At 64.4% G+C, this 16,210-nt stretch carries 13 protein-coding genes; 5 read left to right on the forward strand and 8 right to left on the reverse strand.

Annotation, left to right across the window (positions count from 1 at the left end; all coding sequences use genetic code 11):
• The first annotated feature begins 34 nt into the window (after positions 1 to 34).
• Positions 35 to 1,333 carry an acetyl-CoA C-acetyltransferase gene (locus tag VF34_RS05770; RefSeq protein ID WP_032374814.1) on the forward strand — a complete coding sequence of 433 codons (1,299 nt, stop codon included), beginning with the start codon at positions 35 to 37 and terminating at the stop codon, positions 1,331 to 1,333.
• 149 nt (positions 1,334 to 1,482) lie between these two features.
• Here VF34_RS05770 and VF34_RS05775 read toward each other — a convergent pair whose 3' ends face one another.
• From VF34_RS05775 to VF34_RS05795, 5 genes are read right to left on the reverse strand one after another with little or no spacing between them, the layout of a single operon-like run.
• Positions 1,483 to 2,802: an ABC transporter substrate-binding protein gene (locus VF34_RS05775; RefSeq protein WP_045841044.1), complete on the reverse strand. Its 1,320-nt coding sequence runs from the start codon at positions 2,800 to 2,802 to the stop codon at positions 1,483 to 1,485.
• On the reverse strand, positions 2,799 to 3,842 hold the full coding sequence (locus VF34_RS05780) for a branched-chain amino acid ABC transporter permease (RefSeq protein ID WP_045841045.1): 1,044 nt from the start codon (positions 3,840 to 3,842) through the stop codon (positions 2,799 to 2,801). Before VF34_RS05780 ends, VF34_RS05775 begins: the two co-directional genes overlap by 4 nt.
• A 1-nt stretch (position 3,843) precedes the next feature.
• A complete protein-coding gene (locus VF34_RS05785) occupies positions 3,844 to 4,722 on the reverse strand; it encodes a branched-chain amino acid ABC transporter permease (protein WP_032374817.1) in 879 nt (292 codons plus the stop codon).
• Positions 4,723 to 4,748: 26 nt separating this feature from the next.
• Positions 4,749 to 5,471, reverse strand: coding sequence for an ABC transporter ATP-binding protein (locus VF34_RS05790; protein ID WP_027495389.1), 723 nt, complete (start codon positions 5,469 to 5,471; stop codon positions 4,749 to 4,751).
• The gene (locus tag VF34_RS05795; protein ID WP_052054970.1) at positions 5,461 to 6,246 is read right to left on the reverse strand and encodes an ABC transporter ATP-binding protein; all 786 of its coding nucleotides are present in this window, start codon (positions 6,244 to 6,246) and stop codon (positions 5,461 to 5,463) included. The genes VF34_RS05790 and VF34_RS05795 overlap by 11 nt, the downstream gene beginning before the upstream one ends.
• A gap of 184 nt (positions 6,247 to 6,430) precedes the next feature.
• On the opposite strand from VF34_RS05795, the gene VF34_RS05800 reads away from it, so the two are divergent.
• The 4 genes from VF34_RS05800 to VF34_RS24910 all read left to right on the forward strand — a co-directional run bounded on the left by VF34_RS05800 (position 6,431) and on the right by VF34_RS24910 (position 12,367).
• Positions 6,431 to 7,735, forward strand: coding sequence for a PucR family transcriptional regulator (locus tag VF34_RS05800; RefSeq protein ID WP_045841046.1), 1,305 nt, complete (start codon positions 6,431 to 6,433; stop codon positions 7,733 to 7,735).
• A gap of 228 nt (positions 7,736 to 7,963) precedes the next feature.
• Positions 7,964 to 10,192, forward strand: coding sequence for a VanW family protein (locus VF34_RS05805; RefSeq protein ID WP_045841047.1), 2,229 nt, complete (start codon positions 7,964 to 7,966; stop codon positions 10,190 to 10,192).
• A gap of 170 nt (positions 10,193 to 10,362) precedes the next feature.
• Positions 10,363 to 10,854 carry a flavin reductase family protein gene (locus VF34_RS05810; protein WP_027495391.1) on the forward strand — a complete coding sequence of 164 codons (492 nt, stop codon included), beginning with the start codon at positions 10,363 to 10,365 and terminating at the stop codon, positions 10,852 to 10,854.
• Between the two features lie 922 nt (positions 10,855 to 11,776).
• Positions 11,777 to 12,367 (forward strand): hypothetical protein, encoded by a 591-nt coding sequence (locus VF34_RS24910; RefSeq protein WP_231578192.1) that lies wholly within the window; start codon positions 11,777 to 11,779, stop codon positions 12,365 to 12,367.
• Between the two features lie 144 nt (positions 12,368 to 12,511).
• Here VF34_RS24910 and VF34_RS05820 read toward each other — a convergent pair whose 3' ends face one another.
• The 3 genes from VF34_RS05820 to VF34_RS05830 all read right to left on the reverse strand — a co-directional run bounded on the left by VF34_RS05820 (position 12,512) and on the right by VF34_RS05830 (position 16,173).
• Positions 12,512 to 14,347, reverse strand: a complete 1,836-nt coding sequence (locus VF34_RS05820; protein WP_045841048.1) for an acyl-CoA dehydrogenase — start codon at positions 14,345 to 14,347, stop codon at positions 12,512 to 12,514.
• Positions 14,348 to 14,426: 79 nt separating this feature from the next.
• Positions 14,427 to 15,050 (reverse strand): class I SAM-dependent methyltransferase, encoded by a 624-nt coding sequence (locus tag VF34_RS05825; protein ID WP_032390243.1) that lies wholly within the window; start codon positions 15,048 to 15,050, stop codon positions 14,427 to 14,429.
• A 22-nt stretch (positions 15,051 to 15,072) separates the two neighbouring features.
• Positions 15,073 to 16,173 carry a DUF4185 domain-containing protein gene (locus VF34_RS05830; RefSeq protein WP_052718599.1) on the reverse strand — a complete coding sequence of 367 codons (1,101 nt, stop codon included), beginning with the start codon at positions 16,171 to 16,173 and terminating at the stop codon, positions 15,073 to 15,075.
• Between the last annotated feature and the right edge of the window lie 37 nt (positions 16,174 to 16,210).

Consider the following 16,210-nt stretch of genomic DNA (forward strand, 5'->3'; position numbering starts at 1 on the left):
CCCCACATGCTGGGGACGATGTTTGGAGACGTCAGTGACAAGCAAGCAGCTACGACCGGTCGCAATCGTCGGTGGCAACCGCATTCCGTTCGCGCGTTCGGACAAGAAGTACGCGCTGGCGTCCAACCAGGACATGCTCACCGCCACCATCGACGGTCTCGTCGCCCGTTTCGGTCTGCAGGGCGAGCGTCTCGGCCTCGTCGCCGCCGGTGCCGTGCTCAAGCACTCCCGGGACTTCAACCTCACCCGTGAGGTCGTGCTCGGCAGCGCGCTGAGCCCGTACACCCCGGCCTTCGACATCCAGCAGGCCTGCGGAACCGGACTGCAGTCGATCATCGCCGTCGGCGACGCCATCGCCTCGGGCCGGATCGACGCCGGTATCGGCGGCGGCGTGGACACGACGTCCGACGCTCCGATCGGCGTCAACGACGAACTGCGCGAGTTCCTGCTCTCGCTCAACCGGGCGAAGAGCACCACCGCTCGCCTCAAGCTTCTCGGCAACGTCCGTCCCGGCATGCTCGGCATCGAGATCCCCCGCAACGGTGAGCCGCGTACCGGCCTGTCGATGGGTGATCACGCCGCCATCACCGCGAAGGAATTCGGTATCCGCCGCGAGGACCAGGACGAACTGGCCGCAGCGAGCCACCACAACATGGCGGCCGCATACGACCGCGGATTCTTCGACGACCTGGTGACGCCGTTCCTCGGCCTGACCCGCGACGACAACCTGCGTCCGGGATCGACCGTCGAGAAGCTGGCTACTCTCAAGCCGGTCTTCGGAACCAAGCTGGGCGACGCCACCATGACGGCCGGCAACTCGACTCCGCTGACCGACGGCGCGTCGGCTGCGCTGCTGTCGAGCGACGAATGGGCTGCCGAGCGCAACCTGCCGGTGCTGGCGCACCTCGTCGATTCCGAGACCGCCGCCGTCGATTACATCCACGGCAACGGATCGTTCAAGGACGGCCTGCTGATGGCCCCGACGTACGCGATTCCGCGTCTGCTCGCTCGTAATGGCTTGACGCTGCAGGACTTCGACTACTACGAGATCCACGAAGCATTCGCCTCGGTGGTGCTCGCGACGCTGCAGGCGTTCGAGAGCGACGCGTACTGCAAGGAGCGTCTGGGACTCGACGGTGCGCTCGGTTCCATCGACCGCAGCAAGCTCAACGTCAACGGATCCTCGCTCGCCGCGGGCCACCCGTTCGCCGCAACCGGTGGACGCATCGTCGCGTCGCTGGCGAAGATGCTGGCCGAAAAGGGTTCGGGCCGCGGCCTGATCTCGATCTGCGCGGCCGGTGGCCAGGGCGTCACCGCCATCATCGAGCGCTGATCACCGCAGCTTCGGCTGCTCCCCGCTACGGGGACACGATCTGGGGGTCACAGGGTCGGCGGATCCGGCAAACGAGGGGTTTTCGGATCTGCTGATCACAACGTCGAAAAGGCACGCAGAGCTCGCTCTGCGTGCCTTTTCGTATCCGATCAGCCAGGTATACCGCTTTCCGGCGGAGTCGATTCGTCCCCGGTGTATTCCTCCACTGCCGAGTCTCCGATGTCGGTCTGCAGCACCGGAGTCAGGTACTCGGGTACACCTCCGCGGATCTGGAAGACACTGGCTCCGGAGATTCCGAGGTGACTTTCGTCGGAGTATCGGAACGGGGCCAGCTGCGGGCCCTCGAAGTCCATTCCGCCGTCCTGGATCGCGGAGACGATGCCCTCACGAGTGGGATTCTCGCCTGCCGCCTGAAGAGCCTGCACGAACGCGTACGCCTGGCTGAGTCCGTAGATGCGGTAGTTGGTCAGTGGGTCACCTGTTCCGTTCTGAGCCCAGACCTTCTGCCACAGTTGCGTCCACGGATTCTCGGGGGAGTCGACGCCGGGGATGTATTCGAGCGAAATCATGCCTTCGAGGGATTGCGCACCGTTGGTAACTGCGCCCTGGGAGAAGCGTCCGAGCAGAGAACCGACCAGGTCGACGTCGGAGCCGATCGAACTGTAGAACCACTCGGGATCGTAGTTGAGCCGCATCGCGGTCAGTTGGCTCAGTGCGGTGTACGACGGGACGTTGAAGCCGAGCACGAGGTCGGCTCCGGCACCCTGCAGAGCGGCGATCTGTGGTGCGACATCGGTGTTGCCGGAGGTGTAGCGCACGACCTCGACGATCTGGTCGTCGAGATATTGGCGTACCGCGGCTTCGCTGTCCCTGCCGAGATCGTCGTCCTGAAGGAACAGCCCGACTTTGGCGTCGGGCCGGTTCTTCGTCACCCAGTCGCCGATGATCTTGCCCTCGACCTGGTAATCGGGCTGCCAGCCGAAGGTATTCGGGTACTTCTCGGGGTCGTTGCCCCACATGATGGCGCCGGAGGAGACGAAGAGATCCGGCACACCCTCCTCGTTCAGGAAGTCGATGACTGCGCTGTGCGTCGCTGTGCCGAGTCCACCGACGACGGCGAACACTTCGTCCTGGAGGACGAGTTCGTTGACGACCTGGGTGGTGGTCGTCGGGTCATAGGAGTCGTCACGAACGACGTACTCGATCTGCCTGCCGTTGACGCCGCCCGCGGCATTGACGTAGTCGAAGTAAGCCTTTGCACCCGTGGGTATTTCGCTGTATCCGGGTGCTGCGACCCCGGTCAGGGGGAAGTGGGCTCCGATCTTCACCGAGGTGTCGGTGATGCCGATCGTCGAGCCTTCCGAGGATTCTGTTGCCTCGTCTCTACCTCCTGCACCGCACGCTGCGGCCAACGAGACGACGGCGACGAGTGCGGTCGTTCTGACCGCCACCGATCCGAACTTCTTCATTTCATCTCTTTTCTGGTTGAACGCAACCTTCGAAACGTGCCCACCAGACCCAGTGGGGCGAACAGGATGACCAGGACGGTGAAGATGCCGGTCACCAGTGGTGCGAGTTCGGCGGATTGCAGACTGCTCAGCCCCAGATCGAGTCCGAGGTTGGTGACCACCGGTGGGATGTAGGTGAGCAGCAGCGCCCCGATCAATGCCCCGGACAGAGTGCCGAGCCCGCCGATGACGACGGCGGAGAGCAATGTCAGGGAGAGCGTCAGAGTGAACCCGCTCGGGGCCGCGATCCGCGCCGACATCGCGAGGACGGCACCTCCGGCACCCGCGCATGCGGCGCTGACGACGAACGCCAGGATGCGTGCCCGCCCGAGATCGATCCCGGACAGCTCGGCGGCTACTTCGTCGTCCCGAACGGCCCGCCAGCGACGGCCGATCCGGCTCGACGAGACGTTCGCCAACAGGAAGAACACGACGACGAGCAGCACCCAGCTGACGTAGGCGACGAATTTGGTTCCGCTGAGCTCGTTTCCGGTGACGAAGAACATCATGTCGTCGATCAGGTCCGGCACTTTCGGAGCCGGGACGACGAGACCCTGTTCACCGCCGAGGTAGTCCGAGAAGTACAGAGCCAGTCCCGGTACGGCGACGGCGAGCGCCAGCGTCGCACCGGCCAGGTACGGGCCGTGCAGTCGGGCGGCGGCCACTCCCACGACCACGCCCACCAGGGCAGAGATCACGGTGGCGGCCAGCAGTACGAGGGGCACCGACCATCCGGAATCGTTGGCCCGCAGCATCAATGCCGCGGTGTACGCACCGACGGCCATGAACGCACCGTGCCCGAGTGAGAGCTGCCCGCTCAGACCGGTCAGCACGGTCAATCCGCCGGCTGCGATCGCCAGGTACGCGACCGACGTCAGCTGACTCTGACGGAAGGTGCTCAGTGATTCGAGCGCCAGCACGATGACGACGAGTCCGATGACAGCGCAGAGGAAGTGGCGTCGTACCGGGGTGGCCGTGAGACGAGTGAGAGTTGCGTTCACGTCATACCCTCCTGGCTGCTGCGCTGGCGAACAACCCGCTCGGGCGGACGAGGAGAACGACGATCAGAATGATCAACGCCGCGCTCGACACGAGGTCCTGGCCGAGGTAGCCGCTGACGAAACTGAGCCCGACGCCCATCAGCAGGCCTCCGACCACTGCGCCTGCCGGGCTGTCGAGACCGCCGAGAACGGCTGCGACGAAACCGAAGACGACGATCGAGTCCATGTACCCGGGGTGCACCAGCGAGCCACCCGCAATGAGCAGCCCGGCCAGCGATCCGACGACTGCGGCCAAAGCCCAACCGAGCGTGAGCATTCGACTCACCCGGACTCCGAGCAGCTTGGCCACCTCCTGCTCGAATGCGCTGGCGCGCATCTTCAGTCCCAGATCGGTGAACCGGAACAGCAGAATCAGCAAGCCCAGGACCACGAGAACGGCGACGATCTTGAACACGTCGTATCCGGTCAGGGCCACGTTGATCTCCCCGACCTTCTGGCCGGTGAGACCGAACGGTGCTGGGAACGAACGAAATTGGTTCCCGAAGATGATGGCCGCAACCGCGTGGATGATGATGAACAACCCGAGCGTCAGAATCACCGGGTTGATGTGCGAGGAGCTGTCGACGAACCGAATGACGAGTCGTTCGATCAACGCTCCCAACAACAGTCCGCTGAGCAGCGCGACTCCGAAGCCCAACCAGTACGAGTAACCGGCGTCGATGACGACCAGTGCGACGTACGTGGTGATCATGGCCATCGGTGCCTGGGCGAAATTGACGATGCGGGTCGATCGCCAGATGAGGACGAGAGCGAGGGCGAACGCGGCATAGACCATGCCTGTCGTCACGCCGTTGATGAGGATGGTGAGCAGTTGTTGCACTGTGGCTGGCGTCCTTTCGGCTTGCTCTAGAACCCGAGATAGGCGTGTCGGAGGGCGTCGTCCCCGGCCAAGGTGTCGGCCGGGCCTTCCACCGCGACCTTGCCCAGATCGAGGACGACGGCATGTTCGGCGATGGACAGTGCACTTCGTGCGTTCTGTTCGACGAGCACGACCGTCATCGATTCGGAATCGACGAGTGCGCGCAGCGTTTCGAAGATCTGTGCGGCGACTTTCGGTGCCAACCCGAGCGACGGTTCGTCGAGGAGGAGAACCGACGGTGTTGCCATCAGTGCTCGACCGATCACCAGCATCTGCCGTTCTCCGCCCGACAGCGTGTGCGCCGACGAGGTTCGGCGTCCGGTCAGCGGCGGGAACATGTCGTAGATTCGATCGAGGGTCACGGCGTCGTGACTTCTGTTGCGTCCCAACGCGCCGAGGCGAAGATTCTCGTCGACGGTCAATTCGGCGATCACGCCCCGGCCTTCGGGCACGTGTGCAAGCCCTTTACGGGACATGCGATCCGGAGGTATGCCGACGATGTCGACGCCGGCGAGCTCGATACGTCCCGACGTCGGTTTCAGGAGGCCGGAGACAGTGCGCAGCAGCGTGGTCTTTCCGGCACCGTTCGCTCCGAGTACGGCGGTGATCGTGCCCGCGGTGACGGTCATCGACACCGAATCGAGGGCGGTGACCGGCCCGTAGTGCACGGTGAGGTCGGTGATTTTCAGGTGTGTCGCGTCAGTTGTCATGTGCCACCTCGTTTCCGAGATATGCGGCCAGTACGGCCGGATCCTCCCGAATCTGATCCGGTGTGCCTTGGGCGATGACCTTGCCGAAGTCGAGGACGTAGATCCGGTCGCACACGGTCATGACGAGGTCCATGTGGTGTTCGACGAGCATGACCGATGTTGCCGGTCGGTCCGGCTGGGAATCCTTGTTTGCTGATGTGAGAGAGCGGATTTCGTCACCGAGTTCGCTCATTTCGTCGTTGGACAGGCCCGAGGCGGGTTCGTCGAGCAGGATCAACGACGGTTCGCTCACCAGCGCGCGCGCGAGGGCCACGCGCTTGCGCACCGCGTAGGGCAGGCTCGGTGGCAGCCGGTGCGCGTAGCCGTCGATGCGCAGTCGTTCCAGGGTGTTCATCGCGGTCGAGCGGACCGCCGCGTCGTCGGCCGCGCTCGAGGGAAGGCCCAGGAGGCCGCTGAGGATTCCGGTGCGTGCCGTTCGGTCGGCCCCGACCATGACGTTGTCCAGCACGGTCATTCGATCGAACAGTCCCAGTCCCTGCAGCGTTCGGCTCATGCCGAGCCGGGGCAGGTCGTGTGGGCGCAGGCGGCTCAAGGTTTCGCCGTGTCGGCCGAGGGTTCCCGATTGGGGTCGAACGAGACCGCACGCGACGTTGAAGAGTGTGGTTTTGCCTGCCCCGTTGGGTCCGATGACGCCGAGGACTTCGCCGGGTCGTACCTCGATGGTCACTCCGGAGAGCGCGACGATGCCGCCGAAGGACACGTCGACGTCCGTCATGGTGAGGACCGGATCCATCGTGTCGAGAGAGTTCAAGTGATGCACCTCACAATCTGTTGGGTCCACTATGGGGCGTCCAGCACAACGCGCGGTATGGGCGCTCCGCACAGAATGTTTGGGTGTCTGGGCACCAGTAACGGTCAATTCACCCTGTGATGTGGGCTCTGTGCGCAAAAATGGGCGGATGGCTTCTCCCGGGGTGCGACGCGCGACGTCGCGATCCGCTGCGCGGGGCGCAGTGAAGCCCTCCGACCAGGAGAAGATTCGCGATGCGTGGGCCGCGCTGTTGCCGCGGGCGGATGCGATTGCCGACTCGATCACGCTGGCGCTGATAGAGCAGGAACCCGCGTACCTGGCAAGCACCACTCCTGACATCGCCGGCGAAATTCGTCGCAGTACTCGCGCGCATATCAGCCAGGGCCTACGCACACTGTCCGGTCTTGCGGCCGCGGGCGACAACGCCCGAGAGGTATGGCGTCGCACCGGGAGAGAGCGTGCGCGCCAGGGCATTCCGATGGAGTTGGTGCTGAAGGCGTACACGCTCGGGAGTCGGACGCTGTGGGAAGAGCTGATGCTCGAGCGTGAACAATGCAGATCCGTGATCGACGAGCATCTACTGCTCGTCGCCGGCCAGCAGTTGTGGAGAGCGCTGGACAGTCAGTACGAAACTCTCGTCGAGGCGTACCGCCAGGAGAGCGCGCGTATGCAGCAGCGTGATCTCGCCAATGTGCTGGTGATCTTGGACGGTCTCCGGTCGGGCCGAGGCGGTGATCCTGCTTTCGTGATCGAGGCCCGCGCGACCCTCGGCCTTTCGGCCTCACAGCAGATCGCTTGCGTGGTCGGCCCGCTCGACGATCAGGGGTCGCCTCCGCTCCCCGCGCCCGAGGACGCGATGGACCAGATCGGCGCAGTGTCCCACTGGAACACTCGGGACGGGCACCAATTCGCGCTCGTGGCACTCGGGACCGGATCGTGGAGATCGGTCATCGACGCCCTTTCCGCGCGGGCGGTCGGCCCGGTCGGTGTCGCGCATTCGCCCGAGGGCGTGGCGTCGTTCGCGGCGGCGTATCGCCTGGCGGCACTGACGGCCGAGACCATCACCGAAGAGAGTGGCGTCGCGTTGGCGACGGACCGACTGCCGAGGGTGATCATGGCCGCCGACGATCAGTCGTCGGAACTGTTGGTTCGCCATGCGCTCGGCGCGCTGTTCACGCATCCGGAACCGCACCGAGAAACGTTGCTCGACACGTTGGCGCACATGCTCGCTTCGGACGGTTCGCCCACCAACGCTGCGAAGGCGCTCTACTGCCATCGCAACACCGTCATCTACAGGGTGCGTCGAATCGAGGAGTTGACCGGGCGTGACTTGACCGATGCACGCGACCGGCTTCTGCTCACTCTTGCGCTGGTCAGGACGGGACATTGGGCGCGGGCCGTGGAGCAGGACGACGGTTCGACGACCCACGGTTCATTCAATCGAATGAAATGACGATGGCAATTCCGAACTCGCTGTAACGAGTGGTTGAAGTCTGCATATATTCCGTGTGGCTCCGTACTGCTGCCTGACCCCCGACCCGGCAGCAGTGCGGGGCCTTTTCCGTGCGGCGCGTGCGAGGGTCTCAGAACGAGCGGTGCTGTGCGGTTTGCGTAAGCTCGTCCGCGGGGTACGCCGCGCAGCAGGCCGGAATATGAATCGACGGTCCTGGAAGGGTCGAATGTGAGCGAGGGCAACAGTAGGTCGGGTGACGCGCCGAAGGGTGCCGAGCCACGCCCCGACGTACCGCCGTACGACACGCCGACCGAGGTGTTCGGGGCCATCCGCGACGACGTTGAGAAGCCGAAGCACGCAGAGCAGCCGGTCTCCGAGGGCCAGGACGCCACGGAATCCGACGCGAACGAATCCGATGCGAACCATGCCGAGCTGACGCAGGCCGAGGGAACCGAACCCGATGCCACCACCGAGGTCGAGCAGCAATCAGAGCCGGTTGCCGACCTCGATACCGCCGGTGATCCGGACGTCGACCAGATCGACGAGGCCGAGTCTGTTGCACCCGGCGCGGACGCGCAGCCCGCACCGGTGGCGGACGAATCGCCGACGGTGGCGCAGCCCGTTGTTCTGCCGTCCGCTTCTGACGCCGGGCAACCTCAGCCACCGGCCGAACCTCCCTCTACTACCCCTGAGAACGGTTCGGCGGAGCACGACGGATCCGGGTCCACGCCTCCGTGGAAGAAGATTGCCATCGGTACCGGCGCGGTGGTTGCCGTCCTCGGGCTGCTGTACGCGGCGGACTGGATTGCCTCCAGCGATCGGGTTCCGCGCGGTGTGACCGTTGCCGGCATCGAGGTGGGCGGCAAGAGTCATTCCGACGCCGAGGCCGTACTGCGTGCCGAATTGGGACCTCGGGCGGAGGAGCCGATTCAGGTGGGCATCGACGACCGGCAGGTCGAGGTGTTGCCTGCCGCGGCCGGGCTGGGAGTCGATTGGAACGCGACGCTCGATCGCGCAGGTACTCAGCCCATCAACCCGATCACGCGTCTGACGTCGCTGTTCGGAAGCCGGGAGATCGGCGTTGTCTCGACCACCGACGAGCAGGCACTCTCGGTCGCCGTGGACGGCCTGCGAGAGGAGACGGACCGTGCGCCCGTCGAAGGCGACGTCGTCTTCGAAGGTGCCACCCCGGTAGCCGTCGAACCGCTGGCCGGGCGAGTTCTGGACGCCGACGGGACGCGTCGAAATCTGCAGACCGAGTGGTCGACGGGTGCGACCGAGGTCGTCTACGAATCCACCCCTGTCACCGTGACGCAGGATGCGGTCGATCAGGCTCTGTCGAACGTCGCGGTCCCCGCAGTGTCGGCACCGGTGGTCATCGAAGGCCGACAGAACGTCGATGCAACGTTGCCGGTGGACCGTGTGGGTGAGGTGCTGCGCTTCGATCCGGACGGGCAGGGCGGCCTCACGCCGATCTACGACACCGGTATCGCCACCGGCATTCTTGCTCCGCAACTGGTCCGCACCGAAGTTCCGCCCAAGAATGCGTCGTTCACGTTCTCCGGCGGAGCTCCCACTGTCGTTCCCGGGGTGATGGGTGAGCTGGTCGAGTGGAACAAGACCCTCGAGCAGCTTCCCGCCCTGCTGGCTGCGGACGGTCCGCGCTCGACCGAGGCCGTCTACGAACCGGCGCCGCCTGCCCTCACCACCGAGGCGGCAGAGAATCTCGGCGTGCGAGAGGTGGTCGCGGAGTACACGACCGGAGGTTTCGAGTACGCGTCGGGCGTGAACATCGGGCTCACCGCGCAGATCGTCAACGGCGCGCTGGTCAAGCCGAAGGAGACGTTCTCGCTCAACGGGTACACCGGTCCGCGCGGGACCGCTCAGGGCTTCGTCGAATCGGGAATCATCGACAACGGTCGACCCGATCGTGCCGTCGGCGGCGGCATCAGCCAATTCGCGACGACGCTGTACAACGCGTCGTACTTCGCGGGCATGGAAGACACCGATCACACCGAGCACAGCTACTACATCAGTCGATACCCCGAGGCCCGGGAGGCGACGGTCTTCGAAGGTGCCATCGACCTGAAGTTCACCAACCCCAACGACACCGGCGTGGTGATCGAGTCGTTCGCGGATTCGTCCAGCGTCACCGTCCGGCTGTGGGGCACCAAAACCGTCGACGTCGAGTCGATCACCGGGCCCCGGACGCGGCCCACCTCGCCGAACACCGTGACATTGCCGGCCGGTGCCGGCTGCGTCGCGTCCGGCGGGGGACCGGGATTCACCGCCAGTGACACCCGGGTGATCAGCGACGCCGCGTCGGGCAGGGAGATCTCGCGCAACACCAGAACCGTGAAATACGACCCCATCCCGATCGTCAAATGCGTCCAGCCCGATCGTCCGGCTCCGACCCCCGAACCCGACGACCCCCCGCGCCCGAACGACGACGAGTGACGTCCTGTGCTCGACGTGTCACTTCGAATCACGCGGATTCGGACTGTGGCGTCGACGCTCGATCGGGTGTTTGCTGGATGTAGACGTATGCCCGGAACGAATGCCGCCGCGACGAGGTTGCAACAGTAGAGGTGCGCTCGGCACCGCACGATCGAAAGGGAGCATCCTCCATGACGCTCACACGCACCGTCCTCGATCAACAGACACTTCGTGAGGCGTACGCGCAGTTCCCCAGTGGCGTCGTGGCAATCGCTGCGAAAATCGACGGTGTCCTGGTGGGCTTGGCGGCCAGTAGCTTCGTGTCGGTGTCGATCGATCCGCCGTTGGTAGCGGTGTGCATCCAGAACACGTCGACCACGTGGCCGAAGCTGGAAGTTGCGCCGAACATCGGCGTCAGCGTGCTCGGGGAAGCACACAACGATGCCGTCCGCACTCTGGCTGCGAAGACCGGTGACCGCTTCGCCGGTCTCGACCTCACCGTCACCGACGGAGGCGCGGCCTTCATCGTCGGTGCCACCGCCTGGCTCGACACCACCGTCGAGCAACAAATCCCAGCGGGCGATCACGCAATAGTGTTGCTACGCATCCATTCCCTCGAAGTACAGAGTGAAGTCAATCCAATCGTCTTCCACGGCAGCAAGTTCCGCAAACTTCAGCAGTAACCGCTGTTCGACTTGGTTCGGCCTCCTTCAGCCTGTTCGGCCCGCCCACCGGTTCGGCCCTGTCCGCCCACCTTCGGCCTGTTCGGTTCGCCCTCCGGTTTTCGCAAACGCGCGCGCACTTGCTGAACGCGCGCGAAATAGTGGCCCAATCGTGGGCAATTCTGCGCGCATCTGACAAGTGCGCGCGCGTTTGTCGGATCGGTCTCGTGAAGTCTGCCAGCGACGCTTTGCCGAGCCGGTTCTCCTGGTGGTGCAGCTGCGCTTCGCTCGGTGCGGCCTCGTTTGCTCGTCCACCTGTTTCGGCTCCGTCTGCCTCGCAAACGCGCGCGCACGTGCTGAACGCGCGTGAAATAGTGGCCGAATAGTCGACGATTCTGCGCGCATCTGACAAGTGCGCGCGCGTTTGCGGGACTGACAGCTAGGCGAACTGGTACGCCGGTACCTGTATTCATCCACAAGCCGGGAGTTGTGCACAGTCGTCAGCTTTCGAGCTCGACTCCGTCGACGCATGGCCGAGACTCGGAGCATGAAGGACGACCGAATGATTCGACGCTCCGAGGCGCTGGCAGACGGGAGCGCCGATCACGAGTTGCGCGCAATGTATGAGCGGGGTGGCTGGGAGCGTTTTGTGAATGGCGTCTACGTTCCGTCGTCGAGATTGGCCGGGCTGACAGAACAGGAGCGGCACAGACTGTTGATCGATGCGATTTTGCCGATCTTGTCCGGTGGTTACGTCGTCAGTCACCGTTCGGCTGCACTACTGCACGGATTACCCTTACCCACTGGCGGATTGGACAAGGTTCACATCACCCGACACCGCCGCGGCGGCGGTCGTACGAATACGACTGTGACCCTGCACTGTGCACCGTCCTTATCGAGCGTGACGGTCGACGGAGTCTCGGTGACCTCGCTGGCTCGGACAGTGGTCGACCTTGCTCGAACCGAGACGCTGCTGTCTGCGGTAATCGCAGGTGACGTGGCGTTGAAGTGCTGTGACGAGAGGGAGCTCGACGCGGAGTTGCAGCGGGCTCGGGGCTGGAAAGGTGTGGCGCAGGCGCGACGAGCCGTGAACCTCATGGACGGGCGCAGCGAGAACCCGGGGGAATCGCAGAGTCGAATCATATTGCGCGAGGCTGGATTCGACGTCGAGTCTCAGGTGGAGATCCTGGATCCAAGTGGGCGATCGGTGGCACGGATCGATTGGATGGTCAATGGCCTCGTCGTATGCGAGTTCGACGGTAAAGCCAAGTACACCAAGTACTTGCGACAGGATGAGAACCCCGGCGACGTGGTGTTCAGGGAGAAGGTACGGGAGGACGCGGTGCGCGATCTCGGCTATCCGGTGGTGCGCTGGACCTGGGCGGACCTGGCGAATCCAGCAGAGTTGGTGGCGCGCGTTGCCCGAGCTGTAGAACGGGCCGCTGCCCTGCCGGCACCGCGAGGGAGCGTGCGAATTACATCGAGTCGGGAGCAAACGCGCGCGCATTTGCCGAACGCGCGCGAAATCGCCTAACTATTCCGCAGAATCCGCGCGCATCTGACAAACGCGCGCGCGTTTGCGCCGCTACGCAGGCCGGCAACCGAGGCGAGACCGACGGCCCACAAACAACAACGGCCGCACCCGTGAACAGGTGCGGCCGTCGAAGGTTTCAGGGAATCAGAATGCTGCTTCGTCCAGTTCCATGATGTCGTTGTCGATGTTGGTGAGGATGGCACGCGTGGAGGTGAGCTGCGGCAGGATGTTCTTGGCGAAGAACGAGGCCACTGCGATCTTGCCCTCGTAGAACGCCTTGTCCTTGCCCTCTGCGCCGTTGTCCAGTGCGGCGATGGCGATTTCGGACTGGCGCAGCAGCAGCCAGCCGATGAGCAGGTCGCCGAAGCCCATGAGGAAGCGCACCGATGCCAGGCCGACCTTGTACAGCTCGGTGGGCTGGTCCTGTGCGCCCATGAGGTGCTGGGTCATCGAGGTGACGATGGCCTGGACGTCTTCGAGGGCGGTGGCGAGCAGTGCGCGCTCGGCCTTGAGGCGTCCGTTGCCTGCTTCGCTGTCGATGAACGACTTGATCTGTCCGGCAACGTGAGCCAGGGCTACGCCGCGGTCGCGGGCGATCTTGCGGAAGAAGAAGTCCTGCGCCTGGATGGCGGTGGTGCCTTCGTACAGCGAGTCGATCTTGGCGTCGCGGATGTACTGCTCGACGGGGTAGTCCTGCAGGAAGCCGGAGCCACCGAAGGTCTGCAGCGATTCGGCGAGCACCTGGTAGGCGATCTCCGAGCCGACGCCCTTGACGATGGGCAGCAGCAGATCGTTGACGCGGTAGGCGATGTCTTCGTCGGCGTCCGAGACCTGCTTGGCGGTGATCGGGTCCTGGTGTGCGGCGGTGTAGAGGTACACCGCGCGCAGGCCCTCGGAGTACGCCTTCTGCATCATGAGGCTGCGGCGCACGTCGGGGTGGTGCGTGATGGTGACGCGCGGTGCGGTCTTGTCGGTCATCTGCGTCAGGTCTGCGCCCTGGACGCGTTCCTTGGCGTACTCGAGTGCGTTGAGGTAGCCGGTGGAGAGGGTGCCGATTGCCTTGGTGCCCACCATCATTCGAGCGTGCTCGATGACGTCGAACATCTGCGCGATGCCCTTGTGTACCTCGCCGACGAGCCAGCCCTTGGCGGGGACGCCGTGGCCACCGAAGGTGAGCTCACAGGTGGCGGAGGCCTTGAGGCCCATCTTGTGCTCGACGCCGGTGACGAAGGCGCCGTTGCGCTCTCCCAGTTCACCCTTCTCGAAGTCGAAGAGAATGGACGGAACGAAGAACAGGCTCAGGCCCTTGGTGCCCGGTCCGGCACCTTCGGGGCGGGCGAGCACGAGGTGGAAGATGTTCTCGAAGAGGTCGTCGGAGACGGCCGAGGTGATGAAGCGCTTGACGCCCTCGATGTGCCAGGAGCCGTCGTCCTGCTTGATCGCCTTGGTGCGTCCTGCGCCGACGTCGGATCCGGCGTCGGGCTCGGTGAGGACCATGGTGGCACCCCACTGGCGCTCGACGGCGACCTTGGCCCATTCCTTCTGCTCGTCGGTTCCGTTGTGGTACAGGATGTTTGCGAAGCCGGGGCCTGCGGAGTACATGAAGGCGGCGGGCTGCGAGCCGAGGAGCATCTCGTTGATGCCCCACAGGAGGTTACGAGGCGCTGCCATGCCGCCGACCTCTTCGTCGAGGCCGACGCGCCACCACTCACCGTCGGCGAGGGCCTTGTAGGACTTCTTGAAGGATTCGGGCAGCTTCAGGCTGTGGGTCTCGGGATCGAAGACCGGGGGGTTGCGGTCGGCGTCCGCGAAGGATTCCGCCAGGGGGCCCTCGGCCAGGCGTACTACCTCGCGCAGCATGTCACGGGCTACTTCACCGTCCATGTCGCCGAAGTTGTCGCCCTCGAGGGTCTCGTCGAGTCCGAACAGCTCGAAGAGATTGAATTCGAGGTCCCGGAGGTTGCTCTTGTAATGGCCCATTGCTCGTTCGCTCTCCAGTCGGTGGTGCGGTCTCGTGAGTACCGCCCAAGTTAGCTACTCGTCGGTAACTTAACGGATATTACCCCCGATCGGTTCCGCTGCCAAGGGCGGACCTACTCGCCAGTAATAGAGCGTCGATCGCTGTGCCGCCGGTCACGTCTCGATACCGGTTCTCGGCCGTGGTGACGGTGAGTCGGTCCCCGACGTCCGCCGCCAGATCCTCTGGCGTGTACAGGATCTCGGGCTCCTGTGGACCGCCGACGCCGTCGGTGATGTTCGACGAGTGATGGCCGAGAATCATGAGGATTCCATCAGGTTTCAACGCCGACACGGCAGCCGATACGGCTCGGCGTCGCTCGTCCGGAGGCAAATGGAGGTAGAACATGAGCACCAGGTCATAGTTGGGCTCGGTTGCCAGCTTCGTCACATCGGCGTGTATCCAGGTCAGGCGTTCGCGCACCGACCGCGGGGCCGACTCGGCCACTCGACTCGCCCGCGTCAATGCCACCGACGAGAAGTCGACGGCGTCCACGGTCCAGCCGCGCGTCGCGAGCCAGATGGCGTTGCGACCTTGACCGGCCGCCAGATCGAGGGCTCGACCGCGCGGGATTGTCGTCGCGACTTCGACCAAGGTGGCATTCGGAGCCTCGCCGTAGACGAGTTCTCGGCGTTCGTATTTGCGATCCCATTCGGCAGCGTCCACGCCGGAAGCCTAATGGGAACTGCTACAGCGTGGCCCGCAGCAACAGCACGTTGTAGTTCTGGAACACCGTCGCCAAGAAGTAGAGGTCGCGGCCCGTCGAGAACGGGTGGATGTACGGGGCGTAGATCGAGCTGATCTCGCGAGTGTCGACCAGTACCTCGGGTGGGCTCCACGGTCCGACGGGCGATGAGGAACGCCGCGGCACAATGGAATTGGCGTTGTCGGTGGTCATCATCAGGTACTGGCCCACAGCGGCGTTGTATGCAACCGACAGTTCGCCGACGCCGTCGACGATGGGTGCGGCCGCAGCAGGGTCGCCCTTCTTCCAATTCTTACCCGTCCAATATTCGTATTCGCCGAGCCTCGTGATGTCCGCTTCTCTGACGCGAGAGACGTGGCCCAGTGTGGAGCGACCCGGCGGTGTGCCGTACTGGTAGATGTATCCGTTGTCCTTCAGGTAGGCGCTTTGCTGGAAGTTTCGATCTCCGCCGGCGCTGGGCCTGTGGGTCTCGGGTAGTGCGGCCCAGTTCTCTCCGTTGTCGGTCGAGGCGGCGAGGCCGGAGAAGTTGGTGTCCCAGGTACCTGCGGGTCCCCAGTTCTTGACCGACATGAGGTTGAGGTACTGGGTGTCGCCCACGGCGACTCCGGCGGTGGGGATTCGGCTGATTTCGACGAAGGGGATCTTGGGGCTGGGGACGACTTCTTTGGTCTGTCCGACGGCGTCCTTGACGACGCTGTCGAAGTTCATGCCGTCGGCGAGGTTTCGGTCGTTGCTGCGGACGATGGCGTTGCTGCGCCAGGACCAAAGGCTGCCTTGCAGGAGGTTGGGGACGCCGACGCCTGCGGTGTCGCCGAAGGCGGTCAGGACCTCGCCTCGGCCGTTGTCCCACATGATGCCGAGGTCGGTGCCGATCATGTTGACGTTCTGGGTCATGTTCGGGCTCGACATTCCGGTCACCTGGGCGACGGCCTGTGCGCGGCCGTGCAGTTGCGGTAATCCGAATGTTCCGTTGAGACCGGCGATGGGGTTGATCGCGTTGGGGTCGGCGAGGGCCGTTGGTCCTGTGACCAGCACCGATGCGGTCACCGTCAGTGCTGCGACTGTCAGGACTCTGGATCCCACGCGTGTCAAAATTGCCCCGTTTCATGGTGTTTCCCCG

It is taken from the genome of Rhodococcus sp. PML026 (assembly GCF_000963615.1).
Taxonomy (GTDB): Bacteria; Actinomycetota; Actinomycetes; order Mycobacteriales; family Mycobacteriaceae; genus Rhodococcoides; species Rhodococcoides fascians.